This window comes from Rhizobium leguminosarum, assembly GCF_004123835.1.
In the GTDB taxonomy this organism is placed as follows: domain Bacteria; phylum Pseudomonadota; class Alphaproteobacteria; order Rhizobiales; family Rhizobiaceae; genus Rhizobium; species Rhizobium leguminosarum_M.
The window spans coordinates 333,413-349,381 of record NZ_MZMU01000003.1 but is presented as its reverse complement, the minus strand read 5'-3'; the positions used below and the strand labels follow the sequence as shown (position 1 = coordinate 349,381).

General features: G+C 60.2%; 14 protein-coding genes and 1 tRNA gene. 9 read left to right on the top strand and 6 right to left on the bottom strand.

Annotated features, from left to right (window positions below):
- Positions 1 to 8: 8 nt before the first annotated feature.
- The 4 genes from pstA to phoR form a co-directional block, all read right to left on the bottom strand.
- Entirely contained in the window at positions 9 to 1,331 is a 1,323-nt protein-coding gene (gene pstA, locus B5P46_RS05440) for a phosphate ABC transporter permease PstA (RefSeq protein WP_129417823.1), read from the bottom strand.
- Positions 1,328 to 2,809 carry a phosphate ABC transporter permease subunit PstC gene (pstC, locus tag B5P46_RS05435; protein WP_129417822.1) on the bottom strand — a complete coding sequence of 494 codons (1,482 nt, stop codon included), beginning with the start codon at positions 2,807 to 2,809 and terminating at the stop codon, positions 1,328 to 1,330. The genes pstA and pstC overlap by 4 nt, the downstream gene beginning before the upstream one ends.
- Positions 2,810 to 3,080: 271 nt before the next feature.
- Positions 3,081 to 4,115: a substrate-binding domain-containing protein gene (locus tag B5P46_RS05430; RefSeq protein ID WP_129417821.1), complete on the bottom strand. Its 1,035-nt coding sequence runs from the start codon at positions 4,113 to 4,115 to the stop codon at positions 3,081 to 3,083.
- 197 nt (positions 4,116 to 4,312) lie between these two features.
- Positions 4,313 to 5,536 carry a phosphate regulon sensor histidine kinase PhoR gene (gene phoR, locus B5P46_RS05425; protein WP_129417820.1) on the bottom strand — a complete coding sequence of 408 codons (1,224 nt, stop codon included), beginning with the start codon at positions 5,534 to 5,536 and terminating at the stop codon, positions 4,313 to 4,315.
- 243 nt (positions 5,537 to 5,779) lie between these two features.
- Between phoR and ppk2 the strand changes: the two genes are divergently transcribed.
- The gene (ppk2, locus tag B5P46_RS05420) at positions 5,780 to 6,661 is read left to right on the top strand and encodes a polyphosphate kinase 2 (RefSeq protein ID WP_129417819.1); all 882 of its coding nucleotides are present in this window, start codon (positions 5,780 to 5,782) and stop codon (positions 6,659 to 6,661) included.
- A gap of 27 nt (positions 6,662 to 6,688) precedes the next feature.
- On the opposite strand, the gene B5P46_RS05415 is transcribed toward ppk2, so the two are convergent.
- Positions 6,689 to 7,873: a regulator gene (locus B5P46_RS05415; RefSeq protein WP_129417818.1), complete on the bottom strand. Its 1,185-nt coding sequence runs from the start codon at positions 7,871 to 7,873 to the stop codon at positions 6,689 to 6,691.
- Positions 7,874 to 8,158: 285 nt separating this feature from the next.
- Here B5P46_RS05415 and B5P46_RS05410 point away from each other — a divergent pair, with 285 nt between their 5' ends.
- The 7 genes from B5P46_RS05410 to B5P46_RS05380 all read left to right on the top strand — a co-directional run bounded on the left by B5P46_RS05410 (position 8,159) and on the right by B5P46_RS05380 (position 14,320).
- The gene (locus B5P46_RS05410; protein WP_129417817.1) at positions 8,159 to 9,118 is read left to right on the top strand and encodes an NAD(P)H-dependent flavin oxidoreductase; all 960 of its coding nucleotides are present in this window, start codon (positions 8,159 to 8,161) and stop codon (positions 9,116 to 9,118) included.
- 122 nt (positions 9,119 to 9,240) lie between these two features.
- Positions 9,241 to 9,316 (top strand) — tRNA-Thr (locus B5P46_RS05405).
- A 715-nt stretch (positions 9,317 to 10,031) separates the two neighbouring features.
- Positions 10,032 to 10,793 carry a DUF5343 domain-containing protein gene (locus B5P46_RS05400; protein WP_129417816.1) on the top strand — a complete coding sequence of 254 codons (762 nt, stop codon included), beginning with the start codon at positions 10,032 to 10,034 and terminating at the stop codon, positions 10,791 to 10,793.
- Complete coding sequence (locus tag B5P46_RS05395) at positions 10,790 to 11,383, top strand: Swt1 family HEPN domain-containing protein (RefSeq protein ID WP_129417815.1); 594 nt, start codon at positions 10,790 to 10,792, stop codon at positions 11,381 to 11,383. The genes B5P46_RS05400 and B5P46_RS05395 overlap by 4 nt, the downstream gene beginning before the upstream one ends.
- Before the next feature lie 168 nt (positions 11,384 to 11,551).
- The gene (locus tag B5P46_RS05390; RefSeq protein WP_129417814.1) at positions 11,552 to 11,920 is read left to right on the top strand and encodes a hypothetical protein; all 369 of its coding nucleotides are present in this window, start codon (positions 11,552 to 11,554) and stop codon (positions 11,918 to 11,920) included.
- Positions 11,921 to 12,179: 259 nt separating this feature from the next.
- Positions 12,180 to 13,670 carry an MDR family MFS transporter gene (locus B5P46_RS05385; RefSeq protein ID WP_129417813.1) on the top strand — a complete coding sequence of 497 codons (1,491 nt, stop codon included), beginning with the start codon at positions 12,180 to 12,182 and terminating at the stop codon, positions 13,668 to 13,670.
- 74 nt (positions 13,671 to 13,744) lie between these two features.
- The gene (locus tag B5P46_RS05380) at positions 13,745 to 14,320 is read left to right on the top strand and encodes a phosphotransferase-like protein (RefSeq protein WP_129418836.1); all 576 of its coding nucleotides are present in this window, start codon (positions 13,745 to 13,747) and stop codon (positions 14,318 to 14,320) included.
- Positions 14,321 to 14,502: 182 nt separating this feature from the next.
- Here B5P46_RS05380 and B5P46_RS05370 read toward each other — a convergent pair whose 3' ends face one another.
- Positions 14,503 to 15,348 (bottom strand): class I SAM-dependent methyltransferase, encoded by an 846-nt coding sequence (locus B5P46_RS05370; RefSeq protein ID WP_129417812.1) that lies wholly within the window; start codon positions 15,346 to 15,348, stop codon positions 14,503 to 14,505.
- A 277-nt stretch (positions 15,349 to 15,625) separates the two neighbouring features.
- On the opposite strand from B5P46_RS05370, the gene B5P46_RS05365 reads away from it, so the two are divergent.
- A complete protein-coding gene (locus B5P46_RS05365; RefSeq protein ID WP_206735310.1) occupies positions 15,626 to 15,904 on the top strand; it encodes a hypothetical protein in 279 nt (92 codons plus the stop codon).
- The last annotated feature ends 65 nt before the right edge of the window (positions 15,905 to 15,969 follow it).

The following is a 15,969-nucleotide window of genomic DNA, read 5'->3' as shown; positions in this document are numbered from 1 at the left end:
AACTCCGTTTACCAGCGGCGCTCGAAGCGACGACGCAAGAGGATGGCGCCCATGTTCATGACGATCAGGAACAGGAGCAGGACGATGATGGCACCCGAAGTACGCTCAACGAAGGCACGTTCTGCCTCGTTGGCCCACATATAGACCTGTACGGGCAGAGCCGTCGAGGGATCGAGCGGTGTCGTCGGCGCGTTGGCGACGAAGGCGACCATGCCGATCAGGAGCAGCGGCGCGGTTTCGCCGAGCGCGTGCGCCAGGCCGATGATCGTGCCGGTCAGGATGCCCGGCATGGCGAGCGGCAGCACATGGTGGAACACCATCTGCATCTTCGAGGCGCCAAGGCCGAGCGCTGCGGCGCGGATCGACGGCGGCACGGCGCGCAGTGCCGCACGCGTCGCGATGATGATCGTCGGCAGGGTCATCAGCGTCAGCACCAGGCCGCCGACCAGCGAGGCCGAGCGCGGCAGGCCGATGAAGTTGATGAAGACGGAAAGACCGAGCAGACCGTAGACGATCGAAGGGACCGCGGCGAGGTTGTTGATGTTGACCTCGATCAGGTCCGTCAGCTTGTTCTTCGGCGCGAATTCCTCGAGATAGATCGAGGCGGCGACGCCGATCGGCAGCGCGAGCACGAGGACGATCAGCATCAGGTAGAGCGAGCCGATCAGGGCGACTCCCAGGCCTGCGGCCTCCGGACGGCTGGAATTGCCGTTGACGAAGAGGCCGGTGTTGAACTGCTTGTGGAGAGCACCACTCGCCTTCAGTTCGTTCATCCAGCCAACCTGCTTGTCGTTGACCTTGCGGTTCTTCTCATCGACAGAGAGGTCGATCTGGGCCTTGTTGGCGCTGTCGACATTGGCGTCGGCGAGCACCGTGACATTGACCGTCTTGCCGATGATCGACGGATCGGCGATCACCATATCGCGCAGCTGGATCGGCGCACTCTTCGACAGCATGGCGGATGCATCGCGCACGTCGGGACGGCTCGAGGCATTGATGTTCAGCTGCTTGACGATCGCGTCACGCAGGAGAACCGGATAGTTGGCGGCGATCAGCGCCGAGGGATCGGTCGCACGCTTGTTGTTCGGGTCGATCGTCTTCTCGGAGAATTCGATCGGCAGAGTGATCGCCGTCTGCTGGAAGGCGGTGTAGCCGTTGCCGATCACCGTCCACAGCAGGATGAAGAGGAAGACGAGACCGAAGGTGATGGCGGCGATGCCATAGGCCTGGAACCGGCGCTCGGCGGCGTAGCGCCGCTTGATACCGATATCGCGGCGGGCTGGCGCCTTGGAAACGGTGACGCCGGCGGTGGGAGAAACAATATCCGTCATTCGTACTGCTCCCGGTATTTGCGCACGATGTAGAGCGCATAGATATTGAGGCAAAGCGTGATGCAGAACAGCGTGATGCCAAGGGCAAAGGCAACCAGCGTCTGCGGCGAGGTGAACTCAAGGTCGCCGGTCAGCTGGTTGACGATCTTGACGGTCACCGTCGTCATCGGCTCGAAGGGGTTGATCTGGATGCGGGCAGCAACACCGGCGGCCAGCACCACGATCATGGTTTCGCCGACGGCGCGCGAGGCAGTCATCAGCAATGCGCCGACGATGCCGGGAAGGGCTGCGGGCAAGACCACCTTCTTGATGGTTTCGGAGCGTGTGGCACCAAGACCGAGCGAACCGTCACGCAGCGACCCCGGCACGGCGGTGATGATATCGTCCGACAGCGAGGACACGTAAGGGATCAGCATGATGCCCATGACGATACCGGCTGTCAGAACGCTCTGCGCCTGAATGAAATTGCTGTAGTTGCCGGACAGAAGGCCGCTGACCTGGGCGGAGAAATCGCGCAGGAACGGGCCGACGGTGACGAGCGCGAAGAAGCCGTAGACGATCGTCGGAATGCCGGCGAGCACTTCGAGGAGCGGCTTGGCGATCGAGCGCACCTTCATCGAGGCGTATTCGGCCATGTAGATGGCGGCAAAGAGGCCGACCGGCACGGCGACCAGCATGGCGACCAGGCCGATATAGATCGTGCCGAGCAGCAGCGGGATCAGGCCGAACTGACCGAAGGACGAGCTGCCGGCTCCGGCAAAGCGCGGATCCCAGACGGTGCCGAAGAAGAAGTCCATGGCGGGAACAGCCGTAAAGAAGCGGGCGGCTTCCGACAGCATGGAGAGCACGATGCCGATCGTCGTCAGAATGGCGATCGAGGAGGCGAGCAGCAGGCCCCAGAGCATGACGCGCTCGACCCGGTTGCGGGCGCGGAAGCGCGGAGCGATGGAGCGCAGCGCATAGAAGGCGCCGGCAACGGCCAGGATGAAGACGACCGCCGTCATGGCGATGCGGCTCGTCATGCTCATGGCGTTGAGCGTCCTGGCGGCGTCAAGCATGTAAGGCAGCGGCTGGCTGGCAAGCGGCACGCCCTTTTCGAGGAGCTTGGCCTGCAGCGCAGCCGGATCGTTGCCGACCGCCGCAGTTTCATCCGATGTCAGCATCGTCAGGCCACGGGCGACAGTCGCCACCGTCGAATAGCCAAGATCCTGCTCGACCGAGACTTGAGCCCTGATGTCTTCGGGAAAAGCGCCGCGAACCGAAGACTGGGTGATGCCGGGGCTGATGGAGAGCCAGAGGCCAAGGACGATGAGGGCGGGAAGAACTGCCCAGATCGCCGCATAGGCGCCGTAATAGGCCGGCCGTGAATGCAGTGAGGAGGATCTGCCTCCGGCAAGCGCCGTGGCACGGTTGCGCGCGACCAGATAGGCGGCGACTCCGATCACCACAAGGCACAAAAGTATGATGGATGTGCTCATTCGTTACGTCCCCAGGCCCATAGCCCCAAAAAGCCCGGCAGCTTGATCAGCCTGCCTTCAGCTTCCAATCATGGAGAAGGAATTCCAACCCTGCAGCTCCGGAACCGCCGGCGCGCAGGGCATAAGCAATGCCGGCGCGGGCCTCTACAGCGCCGCGCGTCTTTTCAGACGCGCAAAGGACGCTGTAGCACTTTGAAGTGCTGCATAATTTTATCCTTAAATCGATTCCGATTTAAGGAATTATGCAGTAGGCACCGCGCCGGCAAAGTCATTACATAGCCTTACCGGCTTCGACGTCCTTGCGGATCGCTTCGCGCTCAGCATCGGGAGCGGCAACCAGGCCGTATTCGACGAGCGGGCTGTCAGGGCCGATCATCTGGTCGGATACGAAGAAGTTGACGTATTCCTTCAGGCCCGGAACGGCGCCGAGATGTGCCTTCTTGACGTAGAAGAACAGCGGGCGGGAAACCGGGTAGGTGCCGTTAGCGATCGTTTCGGTGGACGGAACGATACCGCTCATGCTCGCAACCTTGAGCTTGTCGGCGTTGTTTTCATAGAAGGAAAGGCCGAATACGCCGAGGCCGGTCTTGTTGGCGGCGATGCGTGCGAGGGTCTCCGGATAGTCGCCGTCGATGTCAACGGCGACGCCGTCCTTGCGGACTGCGACGCAGGCCTTGCCCTGGGCAGCCTTGTCGGCGATTTCCTTGGCGATGACGTCGGTTGCGCCAGAGGCCTTGCAGCCGGCAGCGAGAACGTTCTGTTCGAAGACTTCGCGGGTGCCGTGCTTTTCGCCCGGAATGTAGGCGGCAATATCAACAGCCGGAAGCTTCGGGTTGACTTCCGACCACTTCTTGTAGGGGTTGGCGACGAGCTTACCGTCGACGACGACCTGGGCAGCGAGGGCCTTGTAGATATCGGCAGGAACGTAAGCGACATCAGGGTTGGACGCGTCGGTTGCGAAGACGATTCCGTCATAACCGATCTTGACTTCCTGGATGTCGGTTACGCCGGCAGCCTTGCAGGCTTCCACCTCGTTCTTATTGATCGGACGCGAGGAATTCGCAATGTCGATGGTGTCTTCGCCAACGCCCTTGCAGAATTCCTTCAGGCCAGCGCCCGAGCCGCCGGATTCGACGACCGGCGTCTTGAAGTTGGTGAAGGTTTCGCCGAAGGACTCGGCAACGATCTTTGCGTAAGGCAGGACGGTGGACGAACCAGCAACCTGAATCTGGTCGCGGGCGACGGCAGCGCCAGCGAAAGCAGCAGTTGCAGCGAGCGCGGCAACGGTGAGCTTGAAGGTGTTCATTAGAAATCTCCCGGCATTTGGGCTTGTGTGAGTGCGGCCATTAGAGAGGCCCTCGCAGTGCCTTTTTTCATCGGCGGGACTCTCTTAGCTCTTGAAGCCTCGTCCTTTTATGTCAAATCGATGAAACATTTGTGACAATATAAGTTATTGATTTGAAATGATAAAATTATGCAACGTAAAAGTGTTGCGACATATCGTCAAAAACGGACGGTAAACTCGGTGCCCTTGCCGACTTCCGACTTGACGATCAGCCGCGCCCGGTGGCGGGTGAGGATGTGTTTGACGATGGCAAGGCCGAGGCCGGTGCCCTTCTTCGAGCGGCTGTCCTCGATGCTGACGCGGTAGAAGCGCTCCGTCAGGCGCGGCACATGTTCGGCCGGGATGCCCGGGCCTTTGTCGACGATGCTGACCTCGACCGGCTGGCCGGTGCCGTTCTTCAGCCAGACATCGACGATCTCGCCCTCCTGGCCGTATTTGCAGGCATTTTCCATCAGGTTCTCGAAGACCTGGACAAGTTCGTCGCGGTCGCCCAGCACCTCGACCTTGCCCTCTGGCAGATGCAGGTTGATGTCGACGCCGACATCCCTGGCCAGCGGCACAAGCGCATCTCTGACATGGCCGAGCAGCGGCACCAGATCGATCTTCTCATCCGGCGCAATGTGCGATTTCAGCTCCAGGCGGGAGAGCGACAGCAGGTCGTCGACCAGCCGGCTCATGCGCGTCGTCTGGTCGAGCATGATGTTGAGGAAACGCGCCTGCGCCTTCAGATCGTTCTTCGCCGGCCCCTGGATGGTCTCGATGAAGCCGCGCAGCGAGGCAAGCGGCGTGCGCAGCTCATGGCTGGCATTGGCGACGAAATCCGACCGCATGCGGTCGATGCGGCGGACCTCCGATATATCGCGGAAGGAGAGGATGAAATAGCGCTCACGCGGACCGTCATCGGCCGCGAATTCGACGGGGGCGCTGCGCACGATATAGACGCGCTCGGACGGCAGCCGCTCGGCATGCTCGATCTGGTTCGGCGCATTGGTGGCGATGGTTTCGCGCACCATGTCGAGCACGCCGGGCGAGCGCAGGCGGGCCGATATATGGGCGCCGAGCGCCACTGTGCCGAAGGCCTTTTCGGCAGCACGGTTCTGGAAGAGCACCGAGGCATCGTCCGACAGCACCATGACGGGGATATCGAGGCCGGCAAGCGTGGCGGAAACTTCAGGCAGGCGGCTGGGCGGCAGCTCCGGCTCGATCTCGGCCGGCTCGGCGGGTTCCGCCTTGATGATGGGCGCCTCGTTGAAAAGCGCGGTGAGGATCATCATAAGCAGCAGGACAAGCACAACCCACTTGTTCATGCCGGCGGCAAGCGCGGCGAGCGCGCTGAGGATTGCCGCAATCAGCACCGGCCGTTCGCGCCGGATGCGCGCCAACAGGCTTTTTCTCCATGGAGTTTCGTCTGGCAAGTGCCCTCGCGGCGTCGATTCGTTTTTCTTATATTGGAACTCTGCCTGATAGCGGCAATTCATGACAGAAGTTTTCGGGCTAGCGCGTCTCAAGCGAAAGGCCGCAGCCGAAACCCACGAAAAAATGCCGGTCAATAGCGAGAGATTTGATTTTCAACGATAAATATGTTCGCTTGCAGGAAGAGAAGCGATCGGGCTGTGGAGGCTGATATGGACGAGGACGTCGAAAACAGGGCGGTGGAGCTGGAGATCCGCGGAAAGAAGCGCATCTTCGATGTCGACGATCCCACCCTGCCGGCCTGGGTGGAGGAACGCGCGCTGGAATCCGGCGACTTTCCCCACAAGAAGAAGCTCAAGGAGGAGGACTATCTGGAGCAGCTGGAAAAGCTGCAGATCGAACTCGTCAAGGTGCAGTTCTGGCTGCAGGCGACCGGCAAGCGGGTGATGGCGCTGTTCGAAGGGCGCGACGCTGCCGGCAAGGGCGGCGCGATTTCGGCCTCCTCGGCGAATATGAACCCACGCCTTGCGCGGGTCGTGGCGCTGACCAAGCCGACCGACCGCGAGCAGGGACAATGGTATTTCCAGCGTTATGTCGCGCAGTTTCCGACAGCCGGCGAATTCGTGCTGTTCGACCGCTCCTGGTACAACCGCGCCGGCGTCGAGCCGGTCATGGGCTTCTGCACGCCGCAGCAATACGAGGATTTCCTCAAACAGGCGCCGCAGCTTGAAAAGATCATCGCCCATGAGGGCATCTTCTTCTTCAAATTCTATCTCGATATCGGCCGCGAGATGCAGCTCAAACGGTTCCACGACCGCCGGCACGATCCGCTAAAGGTCTGGAAACTGTCGTCGATGGATATCGCGGCGCTGACGAAATGGGACGATTACAGCGACAAGCGCAACCGGATGCTGAAGGAAACCCATACGGATTTCGCGCCCTGGACGGTGATCCACGGCAATGACAAGCGGCGCGCGCGCCTTGAACTCATCCGCCACATGCTGAACAGGATGGATTATGACGGCAAGGACAAACAGGCGCTCGGCACGGTCGACCAGGAGATCATCGGCTCAGGGCCAGGCTTTCTGAAATAGGCTGGCTTCCCGGAACCGAAGTTGGCCTCACTGCCCCGGCAGGATGCGGATGGCGAAGAGGTTGATGCCGCGCGCCTTGCCGTCGAGATCGCTGTTGATCGTCAGCGTGCCCGGCGAATTCGGCGCGAGCGAGCGGTCGAACTTCACCTGCAGCAGCGCATCCGTCTTTTCCCGAGTAACGTTGAAGCGATGGCGGGCGCAATTGCCGAGCGTCTGGAAATTGCATTCGACGGTGATCTGCGTCGGCTCGTCGGTGGTGGATTGCAGCGTCAGCGCGATCGTCGAGGATTTGCCGGCCAGCTGCTGCAGCACCGACGGCGGCACGCTGATCGAGACATTGCCATCGGCTGCACCGCTTTCGGAAATCAGCCGGACGGCGGGGCCGTCGTTCTCGGTGATTTTTTCGGTGCGCGCCCGCGGGCCGCTTTGGATCTTGTCGGCGTCCTCAGGCTTGAACAGCGGGATCCAATCGGCCGAGAAACTGTTCTGCGGATCGATGGTCACCGGCTGATCGGTGTGAGAGCCCGCATTCCCGGCGCTCTCGTCATTGCCGGTAAAATCCTCGGGCTGGGTGCTTGCCGGCGGATTGGCAACGCTGGTGTCACGCTCGGCCGCCGTCATCAGCAGGCCCGATGTATGCGCCCACCAGGCGCCGATGCCGATGAAGGCCAGCAGGACGCACCAGACGAGCAGCCTCGAAAAGAATTTGCGCGGCTTGCGGCGACCCGCCGCCCGCTCCGGGCGGAAATCCATATTGGTGGCGCGCTGGCCGCGGGCAAGGCGTTCCTCGCCGACAGGGGCGGCAGCCAGATGATCGGCATTGCCGGCATGCACGTCGTCGAGGCTGGACTCATCGCCGCGATGCATAAGCTCGGGCGCGCGGGTCTCCCCTGATACGACGGGGCCGTCGAACTCATCGGCTTCGGCTTGATGAACCGGTGGCGCCGGCATTTCCACGACCGGCGGCACGGGCACTTCAGGCGGCCTCTGGCGGGGGTGAAGACGGTCGCGCTCCTCGCCTTCGATGGCGTGGATGGTGCTTTCCAGGCGATGGCGATGATGGGCGACGATCTCGGAGTCGGTGATATCCTGCTTGCGCAGGCCGGCTTCCAGCGCCTGGCGAGCCGACTGATAGATCCTCGCTCGAACCTCCGGATTGTCGCGATCGGAATTTTCGAGCGCTGTTCTGATGGCCGTTTCTAATCCGCTCACATTCAGTCCTTCACCTTGAATTCGGCATCGGACTGCAATCCCCGCCGTTCTCCATCAAAATTCGGTAGCGGCAAGTGCGGCAAACCGCAAGCCTTGCAGGCCCGGCCCCGGTCGATCGGCGGGGATATCGGCAGCTTTCACCGCTTACGGGCCTTATTCTATTAGCTTTCTCGGACGTATATATTCGGGCCGAAATCGACGAAGGCATGGCAGCCGGTCTTTTATCGCCTTTTCATCTCTGTTATGAGATTGACGTTTTCGTAAACGTCAATGGAGGTGATGACCATGGCCCTGCCCCCGATCCTGAGGGATAAACTGAGACTGCCGGTCATCGGCTCGCCGCTGTTCATCATCTCGCATCCGGCGCTGACACTGGCGCAATGCAAGGCCGGCATCGTCGGGGCGTTTCCGGCACTGAACGCCCGGCCGGAAAGCCAGCTCGACGAATGGCTGGCTGAGATTACCGAGGAGCTCGCCCGCCACGACGCCACCCATCCCGAGCGGCCGGCTGCGCCCTTCGCCGTCAACCAGATCGTCCACATGTCGAACAAGCGGCTGGAGCACGACCTCACGCTCTGCGTCAAATACAAGGTGCCGATCGTCATCTCCTCGCTCGGCGCCGTGCCGGAGGTCAATGCGGCCGTGCATTCCTATGGCGGCATCGTGCTGCATGACATTATCAACAACCGCCACGCCCATTCGGCGATCCGCAAGGGCGCCGACGGGCTGATTGCGGTCGCCGCCGGCGCCGGCGGCCATGCCGGCACGCTGTCGCCCTTTGCGCTCGTCCAGGAAATCCGCGAATGGTTCGACGGGCCGCTGCTGCTGGCCGGCGCAATCGCCACCGGCGGCGCGATCCTCGCCGCAGAAGCGATGGGCGCCGACATGGCCTATATCGGCTCGCCCTTCATCGCAACGCAAGAAGCCCGCGCCGCGGACGCCTACAAGCAGGCGATCGTCGAAGGGGCGGCCAGCGACATCGTCTATTCCAACTATTTCACCGGCGTGCACGGCAACTATCTCAAGCCTTCGATCGTGGCTGCCGGCATGGACCCCGACAACCTGCCGCTTGCCGATGTCTCGAAGATGGATTTCGAGCAGGCTGTCGGCGGCGCCAAGGCCTGGAAGGACATATGGGGCAGTGGCCAGGGCATCAGCGCCATCAAGGCCGTCGAGCCGGTGGCAAAACTCGTCGACCGGCTGGAGGCCGAATACAGGGCGGCGCGGACCCGGCTGGCGCTCTGAGGCGCGCCTTCTTGGCCCCGCCCCTCTTTTTTGCCAAAGCCATGACAGGGTGCTTGAAATCTTCAGACAATGGCTGTATCAGCGCCATGCAAATCGCAGGCCGCATGCTTCGGCCGTGAAACGCCGCTTTAGCTCAGGTGGTAGAGCACATCATTCGTAATGATGGGGTCGCAGGTTCGAGTCCTGCAAGCGGCACCATTTTCTTCTTTGTCCTTCGGTTCATTAATCATTCAATGATATTAATGTTTCGGTAGCTTTCTCCTGCATGAAGATCACAGCCCGCCTGATGGTGAGGCGATCCTGGATGAAGGCAGCGAGCGCAGAGTGCCCATCCATCCCGCCGTATCGCTGACGGCTTTCTCGCGTTCGTCAAGTCAAGGGAAAGATCCTCTCTCCTACAGGGAGGTGTCCCGCAAAGCAGCGAGGGCCCGCGGCGATGACGCCAGCCGACACAAAAGCAAAGCAACGGCGAACCGCTAGCTGAAAGGGTTCGTAGGATCGGCATCACCGATCCACGTAAGGCTCCGTCTCACTCTTGGAGATATTGGGAGAAGACAGCGCTGCGGTGACAAGGCATATCCGATCGAAGTCGGCAACGGCTGGCTGTCAGCCGACGCCAACAGACAAGCAGTCGCCCTACGACGCTCGATCTTGCGGCTTTAGCCAACAGCGTGCCTGAGGCTGAACTGCGCGCGCTGTGGCTTCAAAGCCAGAATAGTTTATGCGACAGGGAACAATGACCGTTTGTAGGCCAGAGCGGTCATGTATCTCAGCTGCGGTTTCCATCAGTCCGGATTGATATTTCCTTGCTCATTGAGCTAAAGGCGGGGATTTATTTGACGATACCGTAGCAAGATGCGCGCGAATCACTAAAGATGTACTATTAAATTAATGCAACTTGCTGGGGGGCGAAATGGCTGATGACGAAGAAGTAGCGCCGAGAGCGGAACCGCGCCGCAGGAGAGAGCCGGTGAAAGTCACCTCAGAGGCCATAGTCTCAGTAACGCCTGAAATAACTGAAGCGCAGCTACAGAACACTGAACCTACCCGAAGAAAAATACCGGGGAACATTCCGTACACCGTCAGCCCTGGTGTGCTTAAGCGGGTTCTGGAAAAGATACCCAATGCCGAAAAGCCGCCAGTCTTCAGTACTGACTTCCTTAGCACTGTCTTAGAGGCGTCCGGTGGCGCTGCAAGGCCCATTATTCCCATCTTGAAGACAACTCAAATGCTGAATCAAGGCGGCGTTCCGACCGAACTTTACGCGCAATTTCAGACCGAGGGCGGAAGACCTACGGCTGCTCTTCAGGCCATGCGAAATGGCTTCGCTGAAGTCTTTCGGCGAAATAGCTACGCACACAATGCCACGGAGAGCACACTCACCGACATCTTAGTCGCCATTACTGGCCTGACCAAGAACGACCGCATTCTTAAATTTATGCTGTCAACTTTTCAGTGCTTCCAAGAGTACGCAAAAGGCGTGAAGACAGAGGCGCATCACGTTGAGGCTCAGACTGACCATGGGACTTCCAGCGAGGACGCTCCACGGTTTGCTGCTAACCAAAGCAAGCCGCTGCAACTAGTTTACAATATCAATGTGGTCCTGCCCGAGACGACCAACGTTGAGGTCTTCAATGCGATTTTCAAGAGTCTAAAAGGAAATCTCTTAAATTGAGTGAGCACACCATTGAGCTTTTCCTATTGAAATGCGCTGTCATTGAGTCAGGTCTCAGAGACGCTTTGGAGGAACATAATCCCGGCGCTAGAAGGCGCGGCGGTACCTTCATTGATGAGCGCATGGAACCGTTCATTAAGCAGTTTGAACTCGCCAATCGTAACAATGCATCCAAGATGTCGATGTACTACGAGGTGTTCTACATGCTTGAAAACGATATTCGCCGCCTTATCATCGATACGATGGAAACCGCGCATGGGGCTGGATGGTGGGACACTCATGTTCCTCAAGCGGTGCGGGACGAGGTGAAGAAGAACCGAGACCGCGAAGATCAAGCTGCGTGGACCATGCGTTCTAATGCGCTGATTGACTACTCCACATTTGGGCAGCTAGCAGACATCATGCGGGCCAACTGGTCGGACTTCGCAGGAATGCTACGAGGCGTCGACTCGATGAACCGCGTGTTGCATGGGCTGAACATGTTACGAGGGACAATCGCGCATTGCGGAGTGCTCGCGGATGACGAGGTTGACCGCCTTCAGATGTCAATACGCGACTGGTTCAGAGTTCTAGAGGGGCCAAAGGCGTAAAGGCCCCCATCGAGAAGGTCGAGGAGCGCTATGAGTTTCTCGGTGCGACTTCGAGCTCGGAGCGGTGGAAAATGACCAATCAAACGAACGTGAAAACCGCAACCCCGACAGGAACAATGCCGCCCCCGTGCCGGTTTTCTCCCTGAGACAACAAGCATGGAGAAAATCATGTCCTGCAAGTTCATCGCGATATCACTGCTTTCGATCGGTCTGGCCGGCTCCGCGCTGGCGCAGACGGCCGGGGGTGCGGATGCCAATGGGCGGCTTTCGGTGGCACCGGTTATCGGCGGATCGGGGAGTTCGGGTACCGGTTCCGCAGGCGCCGGGTCGGCCGGCACTGGTTCTGTCGGCGGTGGTGCGACGGGCACCGGGTCTGTGGGCACCGATTCCGGCACCACCGGCAATGGCGGCGTCAATCTCAACAGCGGCCGCAGTACGATCAATCCCGGCGGGGTCAATCCTAATCTGCAGCAGACGCCGGGTTGCACCAGCGGAAGCGCGGATACCGGTTCGCTGGGTGAGGCATGCCCGCAATGAGGATGAGGCGATGTTCGCCTTTCCTTCTGGCAAACCGAAGGCCCGGATCGGAAATGGCGCCGGGCCTTCGCCTTCGACCGAAACTTCCCTGACATTACGCGAAACCAATGGCTGCTGTCAGAAACCGGTCGCGGCCTGCTTTACCGTTCAGCCCTGAGGTCGTAAAAGGACGGCATCACTCCGCAAGCGGCGCATCGCCCCACATCTCGCCAGCCTGCCGATATTTCCGGCATCTGCGGAGCACCCGAAGAGGATCGTCATGTCGAATGCAGCGCAACGCTCGAACCGCGTGCTTATCGTCGCCACCATCATGCTCGCGACCTTCATGGTGGCGATCGAGGCGACGATCGTGGCGACCGCGATGCCGCGCATCGTCGGGGAACTCGGCGGCTTTTCCTATTACAGCTGGGTGTTTTCGGCCTTCCTGCTGGCGCAGTCGACGACGACGGTCATCTACGGCAAGCTTTCCGACATTTTCGGGCGCAAGCCGGTGCTGATCGGCGGCATCCTGATCTTCTTGGTCGGCTCGGCTCTCTGCGGGCTTGCCTGGTCGATGATGTCGCTGGTGCTGTTCCGGCTGCTGCAGGGGCTCGGCGCCGGCGCCATCCAGCCGGTGACGATGACGATCATCGGCGATCTCTTCAAGCTAGAAGAACGCGGCCGCGTGCAGGGCGCGATGGCAACTGTCTGGGCGACCTCGGCCGTCGTCGGGCCGCTTGCCGGCGGCATCATCGTCGACAACATCTCCTGGGCCTGGATCTTCTGGATCAACCTGCCGATCGGCGTCATCTCGATCATCGCCTTCATGATCTTCCTGAAGGAGGATGTGGCGCACAAGCAGGCAAAGATCGATTACCTCGGATCGGTGCTGTTTTCGATCTCGATCGTGGCACTTCTCGTCATGCTGACGGAAACCGATGCGAGCGCCTGGATCCTGCTTTCGCTTTTCGCCGTCTTCGTGGTCTCGGGCCTGCTCTTTCTCGCCCAGGAGAAGCGGGCGCCGGAGCCGATCATCTCGATCCCGCTGTGGAGCCGAAGGCTGATTGCGACCAGCAATACGGCGACGCTGCTGGCCGGCATGGCGCTGATCGGGCTTTCGACAATCCTGCCGCTCTATGTGCAGGGCGTGCTCGGCCGCTCGCCTCTTGTCGCGGGGTTCACGCTCACCATGCTCGTCGTCGGCTGGCCCTTGGCAGTGATGCTCTCCAGCCGCTTCTACAAGGCCTTCGGCATCCGCCGCACGCTGCGCGTCGGCAGCCTGATGTTTCCTTTCGGCGCCTGTTTCCTGTTGTTCCTGACCCCTGACAGTTCGCCGGTCATTGCTGGCGCCGGTTCCTTCTTCATGGGCTTCGGCATGGGTCTGATCAGCCTTACCAGCATCGTGCTGGTGCAGGACAGCGTCGAATGGTCGATGCGCGGCAGCGCCACTGCCTCGATCATCTTTTCCCGCAGTCTCGGCAATACGCTCGGCGCCACCGTGCTCGGCGCCATCCTCAATGCCGGCATCAACCATTATGCGAGCGGCGAGGCGGCGGCAGGCCTGCACGAGGCGCTGAACCAGCCGACCGGGCTTTCAGCGCTCGCCGCCGATCCGGCGATCCGCTCGGTCTTCAATGCGGCGCTGCACTGGAGCTTCTGGGGCGTGGTCGTCGTCGCGGTTCTGACCTTCTTCACCACCTGGCTGATCCCGGTCGGGCCAAGCCAGAAGCGCGAGGGGGCGGCTGTCGCCAGCGAGGCGGCTTCGCATTAAGCGGTTCAGCTTGTGGAAGCGCAGAAATGCTGCGTTTCCACATTGATGGATTGTGTTGGGAGAGTTGTCGAACGATGAGTGTTTTCGTGTTGCTTTTGGGGTTTCCAGGCGTGGGCAAGCTGACGATCGCCAAAGAACTCGGTTCGCTTATATCCGCAAAGATCGTCGATAATCACTGGTTCAACAACCCGATCTTGCGCCTCCTCGACGAGGAGGGAACCGCTCCGCTGCCGAAGGGCATATGGGAGTATACTGCAAGGGTCCGGCAGGCCGTCCTGGATGCAATCACCGCCTATAGCGACCCGTCGGCGAATTTCATTTTCACCCATGCCGGTGTCGAAGGCGATGAGCGGAGCGCGCGGACGTACCAGCAGTTCGTCGAAGCCGCCAGACAGCGCGCCGCGGTCTTCGTTCCGGTGAGATTGCTGTGTGCCGAAGAAGAATTGGCGCGTCGCGTTTCCTCCCCCGCTCGGCGCGACCACTTGAAGACGACTGATGTCGAGACGTCGAGGAGCCGAAGCCAACAGGCCGTGGTTCTCAATCTCCCGCACCAACACGCGCTGACGTTGGATGTGACCTTCATATCGCCTTTGGAAAGTGCTGCGGCAATACGGGATCATGTTGTGACATGCCTGCCGAACGGGAGCTGATTGTGTGATTGCATGCACAAAGAGGATATTCCGAAGTGTGGTGTCGTCATCGACGCCACTCTCCCGCTCACGGTCGTCGATGAGATTCTCTTTAAATGCGGAGAGGTGGACCAAGGGGCAAATTAGGCTCGGCGTCGCGCGACAAATCGCTACGATTCCGATTCAAAGAATTCTGCAGCAGGCTATCGCGTGCCTGTGATGACCGTTGCCGTTGAGCGAAGGCGAACCTTGCCATCGCTGACGGAGTGGAGAGCTAGCTCCAGAACCTCGTCGCGGATTTTCTCCCGTGTTGCCGCATCTGCCCTGGATAGTCCAGCGACGACAGGCGCGGCGACCTCAGTCATGAAGTCCCAGTAGCGCGCCGGGGTATCGTGTACCATCATCGCCGACACCTCTTCCTCGGCGACATCGAGAAGGCCCGCCTCTCTGAAGGTCTCGACCATCATGCCTTCCCCCGCACAGCGGAACAGGCCCGGAGAGCCGGGTGGTGGCGAGGGCATTTCCACGTGGCGGGCGATCGTGCCCATGATCGTGGTCGCCCATGAATTTTTGGCGGGAGTGCTCCAGACTGCTGCGCAGACGCGCGCACCGGGCTTTGCCACGCGCGCCATCTCCTTGGCGGCGGCAGCGATATCCGGGAAGAACATAAACCCAAACCGGCACAGAACGGCGTCGAAACTGGCATCGGCAAAAGGCAACGCTCCCGCATCGCATAGGCGAGTTTCGAAGTTTTTGAGGCCACGTCTGGCCGCATTTTCTGCGGCAACGGTCAGCATATTTTCCGAGAGATCGGTTACGACAACATGACCGTCCGGGATTGCCGCCGCCGCCGTCAGGCCGGGTTCGCCAGTGCCAGCGGCTATGTCAAGCACGCTAAAGCCGTTGGAGAGATTTGCGCGCCGGAGCATGGTGTCACCAAACGGGGCGAGCCAGCTGAGAACCAAGCTGTCCCATTTCTTCCAGCCGGCGGAAAATTTGTCCCACGTCTCACGTTGCTGGTTACGGATATCGTCGAGATTTGCTGACATGCTCCGGATCCCCCCATCCGTTCAACCGGCAAAGCCGGGAACGTCGACACTATGCGCCGCTGATGTCGGGATTCAATGGAAATAAGCGCCATCGGGCCAATCGCCAGGCATGACCAAACCTGTTGGGACGGAGTGATTGAATTGACCAAGACTATTGGAGCTTTTATACAATAGCTTTGCGAAACTCCGGTCTAGCCAAATATAATCCTTTTAAATCAATGGGCTTGTCCTGGATGGTGCCAAATAAAGAATACGGAACCAGCGGATTGCTGAAGCGATGCAGCCCGGCTGGATGCATCAGCCGTGGAGAAACAATATTATAAAGATCATGGTCTTGCTGCACAGCGCCGATGGCATGGCCTGGCAGTCTCCCCCTAAAGGCACCAGCCTGAAGACATTGAGCGAAGCCGAAGAGCAAGGTTTCATCTTGATCCGCGGGGAATTTCAGAAACGGCAATTCTGTCTGACAAAGCTGGGCTCCGACTATGTCGAGCGCGACAAGCGGCGTCTGGAAGCGCAGGCTCTGAACCGATACCGCCGGCTAAGCGCGAATTGAACGCAGGCCGCCCGACGGCCGAAAGGCGGGTCTGACAATGGCGCGTCGCAACAGGAGCGGTCATC

Excerpts from the sequence above, each read along its gene's own strand:
- pstA (WP_129417823.1), bottom strand. The coding sequence starts at position 1,331 with ATGACGGATATTGTTTCTCCCACCGCCGGCGTCACCGTTTCCAAGGCG.
- pstC (WP_129417822.1), bottom strand. The coding sequence starts at position 2,809 with ATGAGCACATCCATCATACTTTTGTGCCTTGTGGTGATCGGAGTCGCC.
- B5P46_RS05430 (WP_129417821.1), bottom strand. The coding sequence starts at position 4,115 with ATGAACACCTTCAAGCTCACCGTTGCCGCGCTCGCTGCAACTGCTGCT.
- ppk2 (WP_129417819.1), top strand. The coding sequence starts at position 5,780 with ATGGACGAGGACGTCGAAAACAGGGCGGTGGAGCTGGAGATCCGCGGA.
- B5P46_RS05410 (WP_129417817.1), top strand. The coding sequence starts at position 8,159 with ATGGCCCTGCCCCCGATCCTGAGGGATAAACTGAGACTGCCGGTCATC.
- B5P46_RS05400 (WP_129417816.1), top strand. The coding sequence starts at position 10,032 with ATGGCTGATGACGAAGAAGTAGCGCCGAGAGCGGAACCGCGCCGCAGG.
- B5P46_RS05390 (WP_129417814.1), top strand. The coding sequence starts at position 11,552 with ATGTCCTGCAAGTTCATCGCGATATCACTGCTTTCGATCGGTCTGGCC.
- B5P46_RS05385 (WP_129417813.1), top strand. The coding sequence starts at position 12,180 with ATGTCGAATGCAGCGCAACGCTCGAACCGCGTGCTTATCGTCGCCACC.
- B5P46_RS05380 (WP_129418836.1), top strand. The coding sequence starts at position 13,745 with ATGAGTGTTTTCGTGTTGCTTTTGGGGTTTCCAGGCGTGGGCAAGCTG.
- B5P46_RS05370 (WP_129417812.1), bottom strand. The coding sequence starts at position 15,348 with ATGTCAGCAAATCTCGACGATATCCGTAACCAGCAACGTGAGACGTGG.
- B5P46_RS05365 (WP_206735310.1), top strand. The coding sequence starts at position 15,626 with ATGCAGCCCGGCTGGATGCATCAGCCGTGGAGAAACAATATTATAAAG.